Annotated in this window: 16 protein-coding genes; 10 read left to right on the top strand and 6 right to left on the bottom strand. The window is 70.4% G+C overall.

What is annotated here, in order from left to right; all coding sequences use genetic code 11:
- Positions 1-244: 244 nt before the first annotated feature.
- Positions 245-1,069 (bottom strand): oxidoreductase, encoded by an 825-nt coding sequence (locus tag OG496_RS31060; protein WP_366494422.1) that lies wholly within the window; start codon positions 1,067-1,069, stop codon positions 245-247.
- Positions 1,070-1,170: 101 nt separating this feature from the next.
- Here OG496_RS31060 and OG496_RS31055 point away from each other — a divergent pair, with 101 nt between their 5' ends.
- Positions 1,171-2,151 (top strand): ATP-binding protein, encoded by a 981-nt coding sequence (locus OG496_RS31055; protein ID WP_405973253.1) that lies wholly within the window; start codon positions 1,171-1,173, stop codon positions 2,149-2,151.
- A gap of 45 nt (positions 2,152-2,196) precedes the next feature.
- Here OG496_RS31055 and OG496_RS31050 read toward each other — a convergent pair whose 3' ends face one another.
- Positions 2,197-3,468, bottom strand: a complete 1,272-nt coding sequence (locus tag OG496_RS31050) for a hypothetical protein (RefSeq protein WP_405973252.1) — start codon at positions 3,466-3,468, stop codon at positions 2,197-2,199.
- Positions 3,469-3,803: 335 nt separating this feature from the next.
- Between OG496_RS31050 and OG496_RS31045 the strand changes: the two genes are divergently transcribed.
- The 6 genes from OG496_RS31045 (at position 3,804) to OG496_RS31020 (ending at position 11,908) form a co-directional block, all read left to right on the top strand.
- The gene (locus OG496_RS31045; RefSeq protein WP_405973251.1) at positions 3,804-6,332 is read left to right on the top strand and encodes a SulP family inorganic anion transporter; all 2,529 of its coding nucleotides are present in this window, start codon (positions 3,804-3,806) and stop codon (positions 6,330-6,332) included.
- A gap of 167 nt (positions 6,333-6,499) precedes the next feature.
- A complete protein-coding gene (acs, locus tag OG496_RS31040) occupies positions 6,500-8,461 on the top strand; it encodes an acetate--CoA ligase (RefSeq protein WP_405973250.1) in 1,962 nt (653 codons plus the stop codon).
- Positions 8,462-8,655: 194 nt separating this feature from the next.
- Positions 8,656-10,092, top strand: a complete 1,437-nt coding sequence (nhaA, locus tag OG496_RS31035) for a Na+/H+ antiporter NhaA (protein WP_366494428.1) — start codon at positions 8,656-8,658, stop codon at positions 10,090-10,092.
- Positions 10,093-10,135: 43 nt separating this feature from the next.
- Positions 10,136-10,621, top strand: a complete 486-nt coding sequence (locus OG496_RS31030; protein WP_327402382.1) for a phage holin family protein — start codon at positions 10,136-10,138, stop codon at positions 10,619-10,621.
- Positions 10,618-11,568, top strand: a complete 951-nt coding sequence (locus tag OG496_RS31025; RefSeq protein ID WP_366494429.1) for an alpha/beta hydrolase — start codon at positions 10,618-10,620, stop codon at positions 11,566-11,568. Before OG496_RS31030 ends, OG496_RS31025 begins: the two co-directional genes overlap by 4 nt.
- Positions 11,569-11,728: 160 nt before the next feature.
- Positions 11,729-11,908: a hypothetical protein gene (locus tag OG496_RS31020; RefSeq protein WP_078623198.1), complete on the top strand. Its 180-nt coding sequence runs from the start codon at positions 11,729-11,731 to the stop codon at positions 11,906-11,908.
- A gap of 60 nt (positions 11,909-11,968) precedes the next feature.
- On the opposite strand, the gene OG496_RS31015 is transcribed toward OG496_RS31020, so the two are convergent.
- From OG496_RS31015 to nth, 3 genes are all read right to left on the bottom strand, one after another.
- Complete coding sequence (locus OG496_RS31015; protein ID WP_366494430.1) at positions 11,969-13,168, bottom strand: MarP family serine protease; 1,200 nt, start codon at positions 13,166-13,168, stop codon at positions 11,969-11,971.
- A 13-nt stretch (positions 13,169-13,181) separates the two neighbouring features.
- Entirely contained in the window at positions 13,182-13,871 is a 690-nt protein-coding gene (locus tag OG496_RS31010) for a CoA pyrophosphatase (protein ID WP_366494431.1), read from the bottom strand.
- Between the two features lie 84 nt (positions 13,872-13,955).
- Complete coding sequence (gene nth / locus OG496_RS31005) at positions 13,956-14,834, bottom strand: endonuclease III (protein ID WP_405973249.1); 879 nt, start codon at positions 14,832-14,834, stop codon at positions 13,956-13,958.
- Positions 14,835-15,086: 252 nt separating this feature from the next.
- On the opposite strand from nth, the gene OG496_RS31000 reads away from it, so the two are divergent.
- The 3 genes from OG496_RS31000 to OG496_RS30990 all read left to right on the top strand — a co-directional run bounded on the left by OG496_RS31000 (position 15,087) and on the right by OG496_RS30990 (position 17,765).
- On the top strand, positions 15,087-15,761 hold the full coding sequence (locus OG496_RS31000; RefSeq protein ID WP_019063754.1) for a Crp/Fnr family transcriptional regulator: 675 nt from the start codon (positions 15,087-15,089) through the stop codon (positions 15,759-15,761).
- A gap of 73 nt (positions 15,762-15,834) precedes the next feature.
- Positions 15,835-16,881, top strand: a complete 1,047-nt coding sequence (locus OG496_RS30995) for a PQQ-binding-like beta-propeller repeat protein (RefSeq protein ID WP_405973248.1) — start codon at positions 15,835-15,837, stop codon at positions 16,879-16,881.
- A 59-nt stretch (positions 16,882-16,940) separates the two neighbouring features.
- A complete protein-coding gene (locus OG496_RS30990; protein ID WP_405973247.1) occupies positions 16,941-17,765 on the top strand; it encodes a nucleotidyltransferase domain-containing protein in 825 nt (274 codons plus the stop codon).
- Here OG496_RS30990 and OG496_RS30985 read toward each other — a convergent pair.
- Entirely contained in the window at positions 17,762-18,592 is an 831-nt protein-coding gene (locus OG496_RS30985; protein WP_405973246.1) for an MBL fold metallo-hydrolase, read from the bottom strand. The genes OG496_RS30990 and OG496_RS30985 overlap by 4 nt on opposite strands.
- Positions 18,593-18,604: the final 12 nt, after the last annotated feature.

Raw genomic sequence — 18,604 nt, 5'->3', positions numbered from 1 at the left:
GATCACCTTAATACCGCATTTGGCCCCACGGACCGCGCATGAACACCGAGCACCCACGCGACGTCGACCCGTCGATTACGGGCCAGCCGCACCAGGTGACGGGCAATGTCCCGACCTGATGGGCAATATTTCGAGGACGCTTGGTAACCCGGTGGAACATGCCAGCGGCGGTACGAATCCTCGTACCGCCGCACCTCTGTAACAGCCCCCCAGTAGGGGGCCTTTTTCATATCGGCGCTCGCTACTAAGCGGCCCCGCGCTGAAGCGCCTCGCACACCGCCGTCGACTCGCGCGCCCCCAGTTCGACCGCCCTGCCGCAGTGCGCGATCCAGGCGGCCATGCCCTCCGGGGTGCCCGATACGTAACCGTCCAGCGCCGCCAGATAGGCCGCGCGCCCCAGTTCGGCGTGGCCGACCTCCGCCGGGCACACGGACTTCGGGTCGAGGCCGCTGCCGATGAGGACGATCCGCTCGGCCGTGCGCGCGACCAGGCCGTTGCGGGAGGTGAAGGGGCGCAGGGCGAGCAGCTCGCCGTGCACGACGGCGGCTGTCACCAGCGCCGGTGCCGAGCCGCCCGCGATGATCAGGTCCGCGAGTCCGTCCAGGCGTCCGGACACCTCGGCCGCGCTCGGCAGCGGCAGTTCGACGAGCGGCTCGTCGACCGGCTCGCCCTGCTGTCGCGGCCGACCGACCGCGTCCTCGTCGCTCGCGGCCGCCACCAGGTGCAGCCGGGCGAGCACCCGGAGGGGCGACTGCCGCCAGATGGACAGCAGTTGGCCCGCCTCGGAGGACAGCCGGAGAGCCGCGCCCATCGTGCGGGCCTCCGTGTCACCGCTGAAGTCGGTGCGCCGACGCACCTCTTCGAGTGCCCAGTCGGCCCCGGACAGCGCCGCCGAGCCACGCGCGCCGCGCAGTGCCGCCTCGGCGGTGAGCTCGTTGCTGCGGCGCCGCATGACGCGGTGCCCGTAGACCCGGTCCACGGCCTTGCGCATGGACTCGACGGACTCGGCCACTCCGGGCAGTGTGCCCAGGGCCGCGAGCGGATCGGCGGTCGCACCTGTCGTACTCATGAGTACGACAGTAGCCATCCCGGGGGCGCGCCCCACGATTGAGTGGTCTTCTTCACGCACACCTGCCACGTACAGCTATGTCACGACTACGCTTCGTGAACATGAAAATTGCTTTCGTCGGGAAGGGCGGCAGCGGGAAGACCACCCTGTCCTCCCTGTTCGTCCGCCACCTCGCGGCCACCTCCCAACCGGTCGTCGCCGTCGACGCGGACATCAACCAGCACCTGGGCCCCGCCCTCGGCCTGGACGAGTCCGAGGCCGCCGCACTGCCCGCACTCGGCGAGCACCTCCCCCTGATCAAGGACTACTTGCGCGGCACCAACCCGCGCATCGCCTCCGCCGACACGATGATCAAGACCACCCCGCCCGGCGAGGGCTCCCGGCTGCTGCGGGTGCGCGAGAACAATCCGGTCTACGACGCCTGCGCGCGGCCGGTGGAACTCGACGGCGGCGCCGTCCGTTTGATGGTCACGGGCCCCTTCACGGACGCCGACCTGGGGGTCTCCTGCTACCACTCCAAGACGGGAGCGGTGGAGCTGTGCCTGAACCACCTGGTGGACGGGCGCGACGAGTTCGTCGTGGTGGACATGACGGCGGGCTCGGACTCCTTCGCCTCCGGCATGTTCACCCGCTTCGACATCACGTTCCTGGTGGCCGAGCCGACCCGGAAGGGGGTCTCCGTCTATCGCCAGTACAAGGAGTACGCCCGCGACTTCGGAGTCGTCCTGAAGGTCGTCGGCAACAAGGTGCGGGACCAGGACGACCTCGACTTCCTCCGCGCCGAGGTCGGGGACGACCTGCTCGTGACGGTGGGGCACTCGGACTGGGTGCGCGCCATGGAGAAGGGCCGGCCGCCCCGGTTCGAGCTCCTGGAGGACGCCAACCGCCGCGCCCTGCGCCTGCTGGAGATCGCTGCCGACGCCACGTACGAACTGCGCGACTGGGAGCGCTACACGCGGCAGACGGTGCACTTCCACCTGAAGAACGCGCAGAGTTGGGGCAACGAGCGCACCGGGGCCGACCTGGCCGCGCAGGTCGACCCCGGGTTCGTGCTCGACGAGAGCGTCACCGCCACCGCATGAAGCGCGCTCTCCCCCAACTACCTCTCACCGCTTGACCAGTAGCGCCTACTGCTTGACCGCCGGCGCCCCGGGGACGCCCTTCGGGGCCGGGGCGGGGCGGCCGGTCAGGAAGGACGTCCAGCCCGCCTTCGGTGCCTCGCCGATGTTCAGACCGCGGAGCTTGGCCAGGGTCTGCGGGTCCTGGGCGTCCAGCCAGTCGGACAGCTGCCGGAAGGAGACGCAGCGCACCTCGGACTTGTTGCAGACCTTCTCGATGACCTCGTCGAGGGCACGCATGTAGGTGCCGCCGTTCCAGGACTCGAAGTGGTTGCCGATGACCAGGGGCGCGCGGTTGCCGTCGTAGGCCCGGTCGAAGCCCTTGAGCAGGCCGTCACGCATCTCGTCGCCCCACTGGTCGAACTTGTCGGGGTCGCCCTGGGTCTGCGTGCCGGACTGGTTGACCATGAAGTTGTAGTCCATGGTCAGCTGCTCGTAGGTGTGGCCGGGGAAGGGGACGAGCTGCATGGACAGGTCCCACAGCCCCTCCTTCTTCTTGGGCCAGATCTGGTCGTTGACCCCGCTGGTGTCATAGCGGAAGCCAAGCTGGCTGGCCGCCTTCATGAAGTTGGCCTGACCCTCCAGGCAGGGCGTGCGGGCGCCGACCAATTCCTTGTCGTAGTCGAAGGGCAGTGAAGACGCCTTCTTCATCCCGGAGTTGGTCTTCCAGGTCTTCACGAACTGCTTCGCCTGGGCGATCTCGCTCTTCCACTCGGCGACCGACCACTCGCCGACCCCGCCGTTCTTGCCGCAGAAGTGACCGTTGAAGTGGGTGCCGATCTCGTTGCCCTCCAGCCACGCCAGGCGCAGCTGCTTCACGGTGTCGGCGATGCCCTGCTCGTCGTTGAAGCCGATGTCGGAGCTGCCCGGCGAGTGCTCCGGGGGCTTGTAGAGGTCTCGCTTGTCCTCCGGCAGCATGTACACGCCGCTGAGGAAGTACGTCATGTTCGCGTGGTTGGCCTTGGAGACCTTGCGGAAGTGGGAGAACAGCTTCTGGCTGTCCTCGCCGGCGCCGTCGAAGGAGAAGACCACGAACTGCGGGGGCTTCTGGCCGGGCTTGAGCCGCTCGGGTCTGGGCAGATGCGGCTGCGCCCCGGTGTACGACGTGGAGCCGTCCCCGATCAGGCGGACTCCGCTCTTGGGTGCCGGGGCGGGCGCCGCCTTGTGCGGACCGTGCGCTCCCTGCGGGGAACCTTTGTCACCGATCGCGCAACCGGCGAGCGACGCGGCACAGGCCGCGGCGATCACGGCGCCCGCGGTGATCCTCTGGGTGGCGGCCATGTCCGCCCACCTTCTTCCTTCGTTCGGACCGACGCCGATCAGGGCGTTTTCTGGCGATGTGCCGGGAATCCCGGCAGCGCCGCCAAGGTCGCACGGGGCCGAAGGTGGGATTAGTACGACAAGCCGATGAAATTTCCACTTCACTCACCGAGGTGACTTATTAGCCCATTCGCCCGCAAAGTCTATGCTTGACCTTTACTCTGCATTACGATCCATTTACCGAGCGTTGAGATATCCCGCCGCTGCACGCCGTGACCCACGGCCGCGACCGACCCCCGCCATCGACGGGGACCACCAGTTCCGCGACCGCGCTGCCCCGGAGGAGACGGGAAGACATGTCAGCCTGCGTACCCACCCGCGCCACCGATTCGAATGCGAACGCGAATCGGACGAAGCGCGTCCACCCACCCCACAGCCCACCGCCGCCCGCGCCCCGCCGCTTCCGTATCGCGGGCGCCGATGTGTCGGCCTCCATCGCGGTCTTCCTGATCGCCCTCCCCCTGTCCCTCGGCATCGCCCTCGCCACCGGCGCGCCCCTGCAGGCCGGCCTGGTCGCCGCCGCCGCGGGCGGCCTCGTCGCCGGTCTGCTCGGCGGCTGCCCCCTCCAGGTCAGCGGCCCGGCCGCCGGGCTCACCGTGGTCACCGCTGACCTGATCCACCGTTACGGATGGCGTACGACCTGCGCGGTCACCGTCCTCGCCGGACTCGCCCAACTCGCCCTGGGCTGCGTGCGCGTGGCCCGCACCGCGCTCGCCGTCAGCCCCGCCATCGTGCACGGCATGCTGGCCGGCATCGGTGTCACCATCGCCGTCGCCCAGCTGCACATCGTGCTCGGCGGCACTCCGCAGAGCTCGGTCCTCGCCAACCTCCGCGCGCTGCCCGCCCAGTTGGCCGACCTGCACCCCGCCGACGTGGCGATGAGCGTGCTCACCCTGGCCCTTCTGCTGCTGTGGCCGCGCGTCCCCGGCCGGCTCGGGCACCTGATGCGCAAGATCCCGGCCGCGCTCGTCGCCGTAGCCGGAGCCACCCTCACCGCCTCCCTCACCGGGCTGAGCCTGGCCAAGGTCGACCTGCCGTCCTGGAGCAGCCACGCGCTGGCCGGACTGCCCGAGGGCCCGGTGCTCGGGATCGCCGCCGCCGTGCTCACCACCACGCTGGTGTGCAGCGTGCAGTCGCTGCTCGGCGCCGTCGCCGTGGACAAGCTGGTCGCCGGGCAGCCCGGGCTCTCCGCCCGCGTCGGCCGCTCCGACCTGAACCGCGAACTGCTGGGCCAGGGCGCCGCCAACATCGTCTCCGGCGCGCTCGGCGGACTGCCGGTCGCGGGCGTGGCCGTACGGAGTTCGGCGAATGTGCAGGCCGGTGCCGTGAGCCGGAACTCCACGATGCTGCACGGCGTTCTCGTAGTGGTAGCCGCGCTGCTGATGGTCCCGGTGCTGGAGCTGATTCCCCTCGCTTCGCTCGCCGCACTCGTGATGGCCGTCGGCATCCAGATGGTGTCCCTGCACCACATCCGCACGGTGACCCGCCACCGCGAAGTGCTGGTCTACGCCGTCACCACCCTCGGCGTGGTCTTCCTCGGTGTCCTGGAGGGCGTGCTCCTCGGGGTCACCGTGGCCGTTGCCGTCGCCCTCAACCGCCTTGCCCACACCCGCATCACGCACGACGAGAAGGAAGGAGTCCATCACGTACACGTCCGGGGGCAGTTGACGTTCCTCGCGGTGCCGCGGCTCAGCCGCACCCTGCATCTCGTACCCCAAGGCGCCCACGCCGTCGTGGAGTTGGACGGTTCGTTCATGGACCACGCGGCGTACGAGTCACTGCAGGACTGGCAGAACGCGCACACCGCGCGCGGAGGTTCCGCCGAACTGACCGGGCGGCGTACGGGAGTTCGCGTCACCGAGCCGGGCCGCACCGGGAGTGACGCAACACCGGCCGACACCGCGACCGGCGCGACGAGCGAGGCCCGGACCGGCACCCCGACCGCGTCCACCGCATCCACCGCCTGCCGTTGCCACCCCTGGACGCCCTGGCGCAACCACCAGTGCGAGCCCCCGCGGTCCGCGCCCCTGAACGACCCCACCACCGAATCGACCGACCGTCCCGCACCGGGCACCTCCGCACCCGGCACCGCCACCCCGAGCGGCACCGGCACGGACGCCCGCCCCGGCGCCGGCAAGGACACCGGCACCGGGCCCGGCGGTCACCAACTGGCCCGTGGCATCAGCGCGTTCCAGCGCAACACCGCGCCGCTCGTGCGGGGCGAGCTGGCCCGGCTGGCCAGGGAAGGGCAGCGACCTTCGCAGCTCTTCCTGACCTGTGCCGACTCGCGGCTGGTGACGTCGATGATCACCTCCAGTGGTCCCGGCGACCTGTTCGTCGTGCGGAACGTGGGCAACCTCGTGCCGCCACCGGGCGAGGAGAGCGGCGACGACTCGGTGGCCGCCGCGATCGAGTACGCGGTGGACGTGCTGCGCGTGAGATCGATCACGGTGTGCGGGCACTCCGGGTGCGGGGCCATGCAGGCGCTGCTCAACTCCGAGCCCGGGGGCGCCCAGACGCCGCTCAAGCGGTGGCTGCGGCACGGGCTGCCGAGCCTGGAGCGGATGGCCGACGACGGCCGGCCCTGGGCGCGGCTGACCGGAAGGGCGCCCGCCGACGCCGTAGAGCAGTTGTGTCTGACCAATGTGGTGCAGCAGTTGGAGCATCTGCGGGGGCACGAGTCGGTGGCTCGGGCGTTGCGGGAGGGGGCGTTGGAGCTGCACGGGATGTATTTCCATGTCGGTGAGGCGCAGGCGTACTTGCTGACCGAGGAGGACGGGGACGAGTTGTTCGACGGTGTGGGGGTGGCGGACATGTCGGCCTGAACCTTGTTCACCCGGCGTCCGTGGGTACGAAAGACCCGCTCCACATGTCTCTGCCCGCGGGTCCGATGACAGGTCTAAACCAATATTTCGGCGACCCTTGTCATCGGACCCCCGGGTCTGATGAGCTGGCCCGGGACACAACGGACACCCTGGGAAAGGCAGATGCCGTGAGCAACGAAAGCCTGGCCAACCTGTTGCGCGAGGAGCGCAGGTTCGCACCCCCCGCCGACCTGGCGGCGAACGCCAATGTCACGGCGGAGGCGTATGAGCAGGCCAAGGCTGACCGGCTCGGCTTCTGGGCCGCGCAGGCCCGCCGCCTGAGCTGGGCGAAGGAGCCGAGCGAGACGCTGGACTGGTCGAACCCGCCGTTCGCCAAGTGGTTCAAGGACGGCACGCTCAACGTGGCGTACAACTGCGTGGACCGGCACGTCGAGGCGGGCAACGGCGATCGCGTCGCCATCCACTTCGAGGGCGAGCCCGGCGACAGCCGCGCGATCACCTACGCCGAGCTGAAGGACGAGGTCTCCAAGGCCGCGAACGCCCTGCTGGAGCTGGGAGTTCAGAAGGGCGACCGGGTCGCCGTCTACATGCCGATGATCCCGGAGACCGCGGTCGCGATGCTGGCCTGCGCGCGCATCGGCGCCGCGCACTCGGTGGTGTTCGGCGGTTTCTCGGCGGACGCGCTCGCGACCCGCATCCAGGACGCGGACGCCAAGGTCGTCATCACCACGGACGGCGGCTGGCGGCGCGGCAAGCCGTCCGCGCTCAAGCCGGCCGTGGACGACGCGGTCGACCGCGCGGACAGCGGCGTCGAGCACGTGCTCGTGGTCCGCCGTACGGGCCAGGACGTCGCGTGGAACGACGAGCGGGACGTGTGGTGGCACGAGATCGTCGAGCGGCAGTCGGCGGAGCACACGCCCGAGGCGTTCGAGGCGGAGCAGCCGCTGTTCATCCTCTACACCTCCGGTACTACGGGTAAGCCCAAGGGCATCCTGCACACCTCCGGCGGCTACCTCACCCAGGCCGCGTACACCCACCACGCCGTCTTCGACCTCAAGCCGGAGACCGACGTCTACTGGTGCACGGCCGACGTCGGCTGGGTCACCGGGCACTCGTACATCGTCTACGGCCCGCTCGCGAACGGCGCGACCCAGGTCATGTACGAGGGCACCCCGGACACCCCGCACCAGGGCCGCTTCTGGGAGATCGTCCAGAAGTACGGGGTGACGATCCTGTACACGGCGCCGACCGCGATCCGTACGTTCATGAAGTGGGGCGACGACATCCCCGCGAAGTTCGACCTCAGCAGCCTGCGCATTCTGGGCTCGGTCGGCGAGCCGATCAACCCCGAGGCGTGGATCTGGTACCGCAAGCACATCGGCGCCGACAAGACGCCGATCGTGGACACCTGGTGGCAGACCGAGACCGGCGCGATGATGATCTCGCCGCTGCCGGGCGTGACCGCGACCAAGCCCGGTTCCGCGCAGACCCCGCTGCCCGGCATCTCCGCGACGGTCGTCGACGACGAGGCGAACGAGGTCCCGAACGGCGGCGGCGGTTACCTGGTCCTCACCGAGCCGTGGCCGTCGATGCTGCGCACGATCTGGGGCGACGACCAGCGGTTCCTCGACACGTACTGGTCGCGGTTCCCGGGCAGGTACTTCGCCGGTGACGGCGCCAAGAAGGACGACGACGGCGACATCTGGCTGCTCGGCCGCGTGGACGACGTGATGCTCGTGTCCGGGCACAACATCTCCACCACCGAGGTCGAGTCGGCGCTCGTGTCCCACCCCGCCGTCGCCGAGGCGGCCGTGGTGGGCGCGGCCGACGAGACCACCGGGCAGGCGATCGTCGCCTTCGTCATCCTGCGCGGCACGGCTAACGCCGAGGACGAGAACCTCGTAGCCGACCTGCGCAACCACGTCGGCACCGTCCTCGGCCCGATCGCCAAGCCCAAGCGGGTCCTGCCGGTGGCCGAGCTGCCGAAGACCCGCTCCGGCAAGATCATGCGCCGCCTGCTGCGCGACGTGGCGGAGAACCGGCAGCTGGGAGACGTCACCACCCTGACCGACTCCACCGTCATGGACCTCATCCAGGACAAGCTCCCGGCCGCATCCAGCGAGGACTGACCTGCGCATACGACGACGAGGGGCGCCCGGCGGCGAACGTGCCGGGCGCCCCTTTCGCGCATACCGTGAGATCCGCAGGGCTCATCCCGCCGCACCTTAGGTAAGCTAAGTAAAGCGTCAAGGACGCGACAAGGTGCGCCGGGAAGTCTGGTCGGCAAGTGCTCTGTGCTGCCCGCCACCCCGGAGGTCTCCCCGTGACCGCGCCCCGCCCCACCGCCGCCCGCAAGGTGCTCGGACGGCTGTCCCTGCCCGAGCGGAACTTCGTCGCGGACGCGCTGCGCACCGAGACCGTCGGCGGTGTCCTCCTGCTGATCGCTGCGGTCACCGCGCTGATCTGGGCCAACGTCCCCGCCCTGCACGACAGCTACGAGAGCGTCAGCCACTACCACCTCGGCCCCGGCGCCCTCGGCCTGAACCTCTCGGTCGCCCACTGGGCCGCCGACGGCCTCCTCGCCGTCTTCTTCTTCGTCGCCGGCATCGAGCTCAAGCGCGAACTCGTCGCCGGCGACCTGCGCGACCCCAAGGCCGCCGCCCTGCCCGTCGTGGCGGCCCTGTGCGGCATGGCCGTACCGGCACTCGTCTACACGCTCACGAGCCTCACCGGCGGCGGCTCCCTCCAGGGCTGGGCCGTGCCCACCGCCACCGACATCGCCTTCGCGCTCGCCGTCCTCGCGGTCATCGGCACCTCCCTGCCGAGCGCGCTGCGCGCCTTCCTGCTCACGCTCGCCGTCGTCGACGACCTGTTCGCGATCCTGATCATCGCGATCTTCTTCACCGCCCGGATCGACTTCGTGGCACTCGGCGGGGCCGCCATCGGCCTGGCCGTCTTCTGGCTGCTGCTGCGCAGGGGCGTGCGCGGCTGGTACGTCTACGTCCCGCTCGCGCTCGTGAACTGGGCCCTGATGTACAACAGCGGCGTCCACGCCACGATCGCCGGTGTCGCGATGGGCCTGATGCTGCGCTGCACCACCCGCGAGGACGAGAAGCACTCCCCCGGCGAGCACGTCGAACATCTCGTACGGCCCCTGTCGGCGGGCCTCGCCGTCCCCCTGTTCGCGCTGTTCAGCGCCGGGGTCGCCATCTCGGGCGGCGCGCTCGGGGACGTATTCACGAAGCCCGAGACCTTGGGCGTGGTCCTCGGACTGGTCGTCGGCAAGGCGGTCGGCATCTTCGGCGGGACCTGGCTGACGGCCCGTTTCACCCGGGCCTCACTCAGCGACGACCTGGCCTGGCCGGACGTGTTCGCGGTCGCCTCGCTGGCCGGCATCGGCTTCACCGTGTCCCTGCTCATCGGGGAACTCGCGTTCGACGGCGACCAGATGCTCACCGACGAGGTCAAGGCGGCCGTCCTCGTCGGCTCCGTCATCGCGGCCCTCGGCGCGACCGTGTTGCTCAAGCTGCGCAACGCCAGGTACCGCAGGATGTACGAGGACGAGGAGCGCGACGAGGACCTCGACGGCATCCCCGACATCTACGAGCAGGACGAGCCGTCGTACCACCTGCGCATGGCGGAGATCCACGAGCGCAAGGCCGCGGAGCACCGCAGGCTCGCCGAGGTGAAGGCCGCCGAGCGACGCGGGCTTGCCGAAGTGGCGGGCGGGGCAGGCGAGGACAACGACGGTCCGGCATGATCTGACCAGACGGTACAAACACATGCAGAAGAGGGAGTACGCGATGAGCGCACCCGACGGCAGCCCGGTCGGCGCCGAACGCAGCATCGGCCAGCTGTTCGCCTCGGCGACGACCGAGATGTCCGCGCTGGTGCACGACGAGATCGCGCTGGCGAAGGCGCAGCTCAAGCAGGACGTCAAGCGCGGTGTCGCGGGCGGCGGCGCGTTCACGGTCGCCGCGGTGGTGCTGCTGTTCTCCCTGCCGATGCTCAACTTCGCGCTGGCGTACGGCATTCGCACCTGGAGCGGCTGGAACATGGCGCTCTGTTTCCTGCTCTCCTTCGCCGCGAACGTGCTCGTCGCGGTCGTCCTCGGGCTGGTGGGCGTGCTCTTCTTCAAGAAGGCCGCGAAGAGCAAGGGCCCGCAGAAGGTGGCCGCTTCGGTGAAGGAGACCGCGGGCGTCCTGGGCAACGCCAAGCCGCATCCCCGCGCGGCGATCGAGGACCGTGTCCCCGAAGCCATCGAGGCTGTGGCACGCTCGTCCTCATGACGGACCCCGCCAATCCTTGGGCGCAACCTGCTTCGGTCGTACGGCTCGACATTCCCGGCGGGCGCGAGGTGACCCACCGGGATGTCGCGGCCAACGGCGCCCGCTTCCACATCGCGGAGGTGGGCGACGGACCGCTGGTGCTGCTGCTGCACGGCTTCCCCCAGTTCTGGTGGACCTGGCGGCACCAGCTCGGCGCGCTGGCCGACGCCGGGTTCCGGGCCGTCGCCATGGACCTGCGGGGCGTCGGCGGCAGCGACCGCACCCCGCGCGGCTACGACCCCGCCAACCTCGCCCTCGACATCACCGGCGTGATCCGCTCCCTCGGCGAGCCGGACGCCGCGCTGGTCGGGCATGACCTGGGCGGCTATCTGGCGTGGACGGCGGCCGCGATGCGCCCCAAGCTGGTGCGCCGGCTCGCCGTCTCCTCGATGCCGCACCCCCGGCGCTGGCGCAACGCGATGCTGTCCGACGTCAGGCAGTCGGCGGCGAGTTCCTACATCTGGGGGTTCCAGCGCCCCTGGCTCCCCGAGCGGCAACTCCTCGCCGACGACGCCGAGTTGGTGGGCAAGCTGATCCGGGACTGGTCCGGCGCGAGCCTGCCCGACGACGAGGCGGTCGAGGCGTACCGGCGGGCGATGCTGATCCCGTCGACCGCGCACTGCTCGATCGAGCCGTACCGCTGGATGGTGCGGTCGATGGCACGCCCGGACGGCATCCAGTTCAACCGGCGCATGAAGCGGCCGGTGCGGGTGCCGACGCTGCATCTGCACGGCTCCCTCGACCCGGTGTTGCGCACCCGCAGCGCGGCGGGCTCCGGGGAGTACGTCGAAGCGCCGTACCGCTGGCGGCTGTTCGACGGTCTCGGGCACTTCCCGCACGAGGAGGACCCGGTGGTCTTCTCGACCGAACTGGTCAACTGGCTCAAGGATCCCGAACCCGATCGTTGACCGGTGGATGACCGACGCGTGACCGGTGCGTGACCGGTCCGCTGCACCCGGTATCCGGATCTGAACACCCGTTCTACGAACGGCTACTTGCCTCGCGCATAGGCCAATTGGGGCCCCAAGGGGTGGTTATCGACCTTGGGGCAGGGGCAGACGTCGGGGTATGGGCTGGACGCACGACTACAGTGACGCAGCACGCAATCGCCGCTCGGACCACGGTCTGAGCTCCCACCAACGGGGCGCCCCGCAACTCCAGGGCACAGACCTCAGGGTGGGGATCCCGCGCATTCTGCGCCGCCGGGCCCGCTGGGTCTCGGTACGGCTGCGTCATCCCCGAGGCTGACGCACCCACCTCTTACAGGGCACGCATTTCAGCGCGCACACCTTTCACGGCGGGTACCTCTCACAGCGCGCAACTGTCGCTGTCCACCTGCTCGTTCGCGGTACGCCCCTTGACGATGTCCGCCTGGATCTCGTCCGCGGTGAGCGCGTACCCGGTGTCGGGGTCGTCGAGGGACTTCGCGAAGACCACGCCGTACACCTTGCCCTCGGGCGTGAGCAGCGGGCCGCCGGAGTTGCCCTGGCGGACGGTCGCGTAGAGCGAGTACACATCGCGGCGGACCGTGCCGCGGTGGTAGATGTCCGGACCGTTGGCCGTAATGCGGCCACGCACGCGTGCGGCACGGACGTCGTACGACCCGTTCTCCGGGAAGCCGGCGACGATCGCGCTGTTGCCGCTCGTGGCGTCCTTGGTCGCGAACTGGAGTGAGCGCGCCTTCAGGTCCGGTACGTCGAGTACGGCGATGTCGCGGTGCCAGTCGTAGAGGACGACCTTGGCGTCGTACTTGCGGCCCTGGCCGCCTATCTGGACGGTGGGTTCGTCGACGCCGCCGACGACGTGCGCGTTGGTCATGACACGGCGGTCGCCGAAGACGAAGCCGCTGCCCTCCAGGACCTTGCCGCAGCTCTGGGCGGTGCCCATGACCTTGACGATGGACTGCTGGGCGCGGGTGGCGACCGCGCTGGAGGCGAGGGCCGGGTCGGGCGGCTGGACGTCGTTGATCGGCTCGTTCGCGAACGGGCTGAAGACCTGCGGGAAGCCGTTCTGCGCGAGGACCGAGGAGAAGTCCGCGAACCAGGTGTCGGCCTGCGCGGGCAGCGCCCGGGAGACCCCGAGCAGCACCTTGGAGCTGCGGACCTCCTTGCCGAGCGTCGGCAGGGTGGTGCCGGCCAGCGCGGAGCCGATCAGCCAGGCGACCAGGAGCATCGCGAGGACGTTCACGAGGGCGCCGCCGGTCGCGTCCAGGGCGCGGGCCGGGGACCAGGTGATGTACCGGCGCAGCTTGTTGCCCAGGTGCGTGGTCAGGGCCTGGCCGACGGAGGCGCAGACGATGACGACGATGACCGCGACGACGGCCGCGGTGGTGCTGACCTCCGCCTTCTCGGTCAGCGCGTCCCAGATCACGGGCAGCGTGTAGACGGCGACGAGACCGCCGCCCAGGAACCCGATCACCGACAGGATGCCGACGACGAACCCCTGGCGATAGCCCACGATCGCGAACCACACGGCGGCGACCAACAGCAGGATGTCCAGCACATTCACGACGGACACCTTGTCATGACCGCCAGTCGAGGGGGACCTGCTTCTCGGGGTCCCAGGGCCGCTCCCAACCGGAGTAGTGCAGCAGGCGGTCGATGACTCCGGCCGTGAAGCCCCACACGAGGGCCGATTCGACCAGAAATGCCGGACCCAGGAAGCCGCTGGGGTGCGTGACGGTGACCCTGTTGGCCGGATCCGTGAGATCCGCCACGGGAACCGTGAACACCCTCGCCGTCTCGTTCGGATCGACCACGCCCACCGGTGTCGGCTCCCGCCACCAGCCCAGCACCGGCGTCACCACGAAGCCGCTCACCGGGATGTACAGCTTGGGCAGCACCCCGAAGAGCTGCACTCCGGCCGGGTCGAGCCCGGTCTCCTCCTCGGCCTCGCGGAGAGCGGCCCGCAAGGGCCCGTCGCCCGTCGGATCACCGTCCTCGGGGTCGAGGGCACCACCGGGGAAGGACGGCTGCCCGGCATGCGACCTGAGGGACGTCGACCGCTCCATGAGCAGCAGCTCGGGCCCCTGATCGCCCTCTCCGAAGAGGATCAGCACCGCCGACTGCCGCCCCGCCCCGTCCTCCGGCGGCAGGAACCGGCTCAACTGCAGCGGCTCCACCGTCTCCACGGCGTGCACCACCGGATCCAGCCAGCCCGGCAGCCCGTCCTTGCTGAGCCCCACACCCTGGGTATTGCTCGCGTGCGTCATCCCCCACCCCCGTTCCCACTGATCAACGCCCGATACCTCCGAGATCGTTCCGTCATCCGGCCCCCGATGTCATGACGATTCCCGTCATGCCGACCCGAGCGGCGGCGCCGGTTTCCCGCCCGCGTCCAGGTAGGCCTGCGGCGGGTTCAGGCGCTGGCCCGGATAGCCGCCCTTCTCGTACTTGAGCAGCTTCTTCGCCTTCTCCGGGTCGGTCTCGCCCTCGCCGTACGCCGGGCAGAGCGGGGCGATGGGGCAGGCGCCGCAGGCGGGCTTGCGGGCGTGGCAGATCCGGCGGCCGTGGAAGATCACGTGGTGCGAGAGCATCGTCCAGTCGCTCTTCGGGAAGAGCGCTCCCACGGCGGCCTCGATCTTGTCGGGCTCGGTCGCCTCGGTCCACTTCCAGCGCCGTACGAGCCGCTGGAAGTGCGTGTCCACGGTGATGCCGGGCCGCCCGAAGGCGTTGCCGAGCACCACGAAGGCGGTCTTACGGCCCACACCGGGCAGCTTGACGAGATCTTCGAGCCGCCCGGGCACCTCGCCGCCGAAGTCCGCCACCAGCGCCTTGGAGAGCCCTATGACCGACTTGGTCTTGGCCCGGAAGAACCCGGTCGGGCGGAGGATCTCCTCGACCGCCTCCGGGTCGGCGACGGCCAGGTCCTCGGGGGTCGGGTACTTGGCGAACAGTGCCGGCGTCGTCTGATTGACCCTCAGGTCGGTGGTCTGCGCCGACAGGACCGTGGCGACCACGAGCTGGAAGGGGTTCTCGAAGTCGAGCTCCGGGTGGGCGTACGGATAGATCTCGGTCAGTTCGCGATTGATACGGCGGGCACGGCGGACGAGGGCGGTGTGCGATTCGCTCTTCACGCCGACCACCACTTTTGCCCCCTTTGTCACTTTCCTGCCGCCACCCTTGCCGCCGTCAGGGCCCTGTTCGCCCACAGCGGAATCACGAGGTACAACCATCCGCCCAGCCCCCTTGGCCTGTGCTCTCACCGGCGATTTGGACACCCGGCCAGCCTAGAGCCCGCCACTGACATCCGCCCCGGACCCCGAAGATCAGCCCCCAATTGGACCCCTGCCGCTTACCTCGGGACACCAGTGCGGCATCCTTGTGACAGATCACACTGTTTGGACGGTCCAGCAAAATGGGGAGCACGGTCCCCTGGTACCAAGGGGGAACACCATCCCCTGAGCAGGTCGACAAGGAGAGAACTCGTGGACGACGTTCTGCGGCGCGCCCCGCTCTTCGCGGCGCTCGATGACGATCAGGCCGCGGAGCTGCGCGCCTCCATGAGTGAGGTGACCCTCGCGCGCGGGGACTCCCTCTTTCACGAGGGCGACCCCGGCGACCGGCTCTACGTGGTCACCGAGGGCAAGGTGAAGCTCCACCGCACCTCCCCCGACGGCCGCGAGAACATGCTGGCCGTCCTCGGCCCCGGCGAGCTGATCGGCGAGCTGTCGCTGTTCGACCCGGGCCCGCGCACGGCGACCGCCAGCGCGCTGACCGAGGTCAAGCTGCTCGGCCTCGGCCACGGCGACCTCCAGCCCTGGCTGAGCGCCCGCCCCGAGGTGGCCTCCGCGCTGCTCCGCGCGGTCGCCCGCCGGCTGCGCAAGACCAACGACGCGATGTCCGACCTGGTCTTCTCGGACGTCCCCGGCCGCGTGGCCCGCGCCCTGCTGGACCTCTCCCGCCGCTTCGGCGTGCAGTCGGAAGAGGGCATCCACGTGGTGCACGACCTCACGCAGGAGGAGCTGGCCCAGCTGGTCGGCGCGTCCCGCGAGACGGTCAACAAGGCCCTCGCCGACTTCGCCGGCCGCGGCTGGCTGCGCCTGGAGGCCCGCGCGGTGATCCTGCTGGACGTGGAGCGGCTGGCGAAGCGCTCGCGTTAGCCACAGCATTTCGTACGACTTCGAAGGGCCCTGCTCGTACGGCGGGGCCCTTCGCGTATCGCCAGGGGTGGGGATGTACGAGGACAAGGCGTCGGATTCGGCCTGGAAACACTCCTGGTGGCGAAGATCGGCGCGCCGGCTGTGGAGAACGCCCGACGAGAAGGGCGACCTCGGCGGAAGACCGCTGGGCCTGTGGCTGACGGACGACACCGTCGTCATCGCCCGCGCGGACGGGGTGCGGGCGTTCCGGGCCACCACGGGCGACCCGCTGTGGACCTGGCGTCCGCCGGGCGGCCAGGTCGTCGGGCTGGTGTCCGCCGGCGCCGAGAGCGGCGTGGGGGTGGTGATGCACTACGACGGCGGCCGGCGCCGGGACGTGAGACGCGTCGGCCTCACCTCGCTGGCGGTCGCCACGGGCGAGGTCGTACGGCGCCGGAAACAGGACACGGCGCCCCTGGGGCACATACCGTCCAAGGTCGCCCTCGGCGGGGGTCTTCTCGCGACGGCGGGCGAGTCCTGGAAGGACGGGGAGGCGCGGCCGGTGATGCGCGCCCTCGACGTGGACACGGGCGAGGTGAGTTGGACATACGAACTCACCGACCCGCGCGTGGAGAGCGCGTCCGTCATCAGCGCCCGCCCCTTCGTGGCCTCCCTGAGGACGCGCGGCGTGCGCGGCGGGCACAGCCTCCTGGTCCTGGCCGACGGCGGGACGGGGGCCGTGACGCTGGCTCTCCCAGAGGGGTACGAGAGGTTCGGCGAGCAGGTCGCCGTGGCCGGTGACGTCCTGGTGGTGGGCCTGGTCCCCAAGGACAGGGCGGAGCTCGACCGGGGCAACCGGCTCGGGGCGTACTCCGTCGCCTCCGGCGAGCTCCTGTGGGAGTGGCACGGCAAGGAGACGTACCAGGACGGCGTCTTCGCCCACCGCGGCCGGCTGCTGGTCGTGCACGAGTACGGCGGCCGACTCAGCGTGCTCGACCCCGCCGACGGCAGGGTGGTGGCCCGGCGCAGGCTGCCGGGCACCGCCTTCGACTCGCTCGTCGCCGCGTCCGGCGACCTGGTCGCGGTGGGCTGCGAGGCCGGCGACTACAGCCACGGGTTACGGGTGTTCCGCTGGAGATGACCCCGATCGGCGGCCGGAAAAGCACTCCCCGGAGGCCCGTCTCCCGGCACAGTGATCCCATGGCCGGAACCGTTCACCACAGAGGGCTCGACGCCCAGGGATACATCGAGCGCGAGGGCTCCTTGGGGCGCGTTCCGCACGCCTTCCGGCCGGTCGTCGCCGCCGCGCGGGACCGGCTGATCGACCTCTACGGGGGACGCCTCAACAGCGCGTACCTCTACGGGTCGATCCCGCGCGGCACCGCGCGCGTGGGGCGCAGCGATCTGGACCTGCTCGTGGTGACCCGGCGGGAACCGACCGAGGAGGACCGCTCCGAGGCCCGGAACCTCGGCGAGGCGCTCGACAAGGAGTTCCCGGAGATCGACGGGGTCGGCACGCTGCTGTACGGCCGGGCACGGCTGCTGAGCGAGGCGGAGACGTACGACCTGGGGTGGTTCGTGGCGTGCCTGTGCACCCCGCTGCTGGGGGAGGACTTGGCCGAGGACCTGCCCCGCTACCGCCCCGACTCACGGCTGGCCCGCGAGACGAACGGCGACCTGGGGCTGCTGCTCCCCCGCTGGCGCGAGCGCGTCTCGGCGGCCTGTGACACGGACGAGGGCCGACGCCCCTTGGTCCGCTTCATGTCCCGCCACCTGGTCCGCACCGGCTTCACCCTGGTCATGCCGCGCTGGAACGGCTGGACCAGCGACCTGCGGGAGATGGCAGAGGCGTTCGCCGCGTACTACCCGGAGCGGGCGGAGGCCCTGCGCAGGGCGGCGGAGTTCGGATACGACCCGCCGGGCGACGCGGGCGTCCTGCGGTCGTACGTCGACGATCTTGGCCCGTGGCTGGCCGAGGAGTACGCGCGCGTGCACGGCGTGAAGGCGTCACGCCCCGCTGACTAGATGAGGCCGTGTTCCGTGAGGTAGTCCAACTGGGCCCGTACGGACAGTTCCGCCGCCGGCCACAGGGAGCGGTCGACGTCCGCGTACACGTGGGCGACGACCTCGGCCGGGCTCCGGTGACCGTTCTCGACGGCCGTCTCGATCTGGGCGAGCCGGTGGGCGCGGTGGGCGAGATAGAACTCGACGGCACCCTGGGCGTCCTCCAGGACGGGCCCGTGGCCCGGCAGGACGGTGTGGACGCCGTCGTCGACGGTGAGGGACCGCAGCCGCCGCAGCGAGTCCAGGTAGTCCCCCAGGCGGCCGTCAGGATGCGCCACGACGGTCGTACCGCGCCCCAGGATGGTGTCCCCGGTCAGGACGGCCTGATCGGCCGGGAGATGGAAGCACAGGGAGTCCCCGGTGTGCCCGGGCGTCGACACGACGACGAGCTCCAGCCCGCCGACCCGGACCACCTCCCCGGCCCCCAGCCCTTCGTCCCCGAGCCGCAACGCCGGATCCAGCGCGCGCACCTTGGTACCGGTCAACTCGGCGAACCGGACGGCGCCTTCCGCGTGGTCGGGGTGCCCGTGCGTCAACAGGGTCAACGCGACCCGTTTCCCCGCCTTCTCCGCGATGTCGACGACATTCCGCAGATGCCCCTCGTCCAACGGTCCCGGATCGATCACCACGGCCAGCTCGGAGTCCGGCTCCGCGACGATCCAGGTGTTCGTCCCGTCCAGCGTCATCGCGGACGCGTTGGGCGCGAGCACGTTGACGGCCCGGGCGGTGGCAGGGCCGGTGAGCACCCCGCCACGTGGCTGGCCGGGGAGGGCGGCTGCGTCGGTCATACGGGGGCGCCT

The sequence above is a fragment of the Streptomyces sp. NBC_00988 genome (genome assembly GCF_045162645.1).
Classification (GTDB): domain Bacteria; phylum Actinomycetota; class Actinomycetes; order Streptomycetales; family Streptomycetaceae; genus Streptomyces.
The sequence above is the reverse complement of the archived record's forward strand: the minus strand, read 5'-3'. Positions and strand labels throughout refer to the sequence as shown.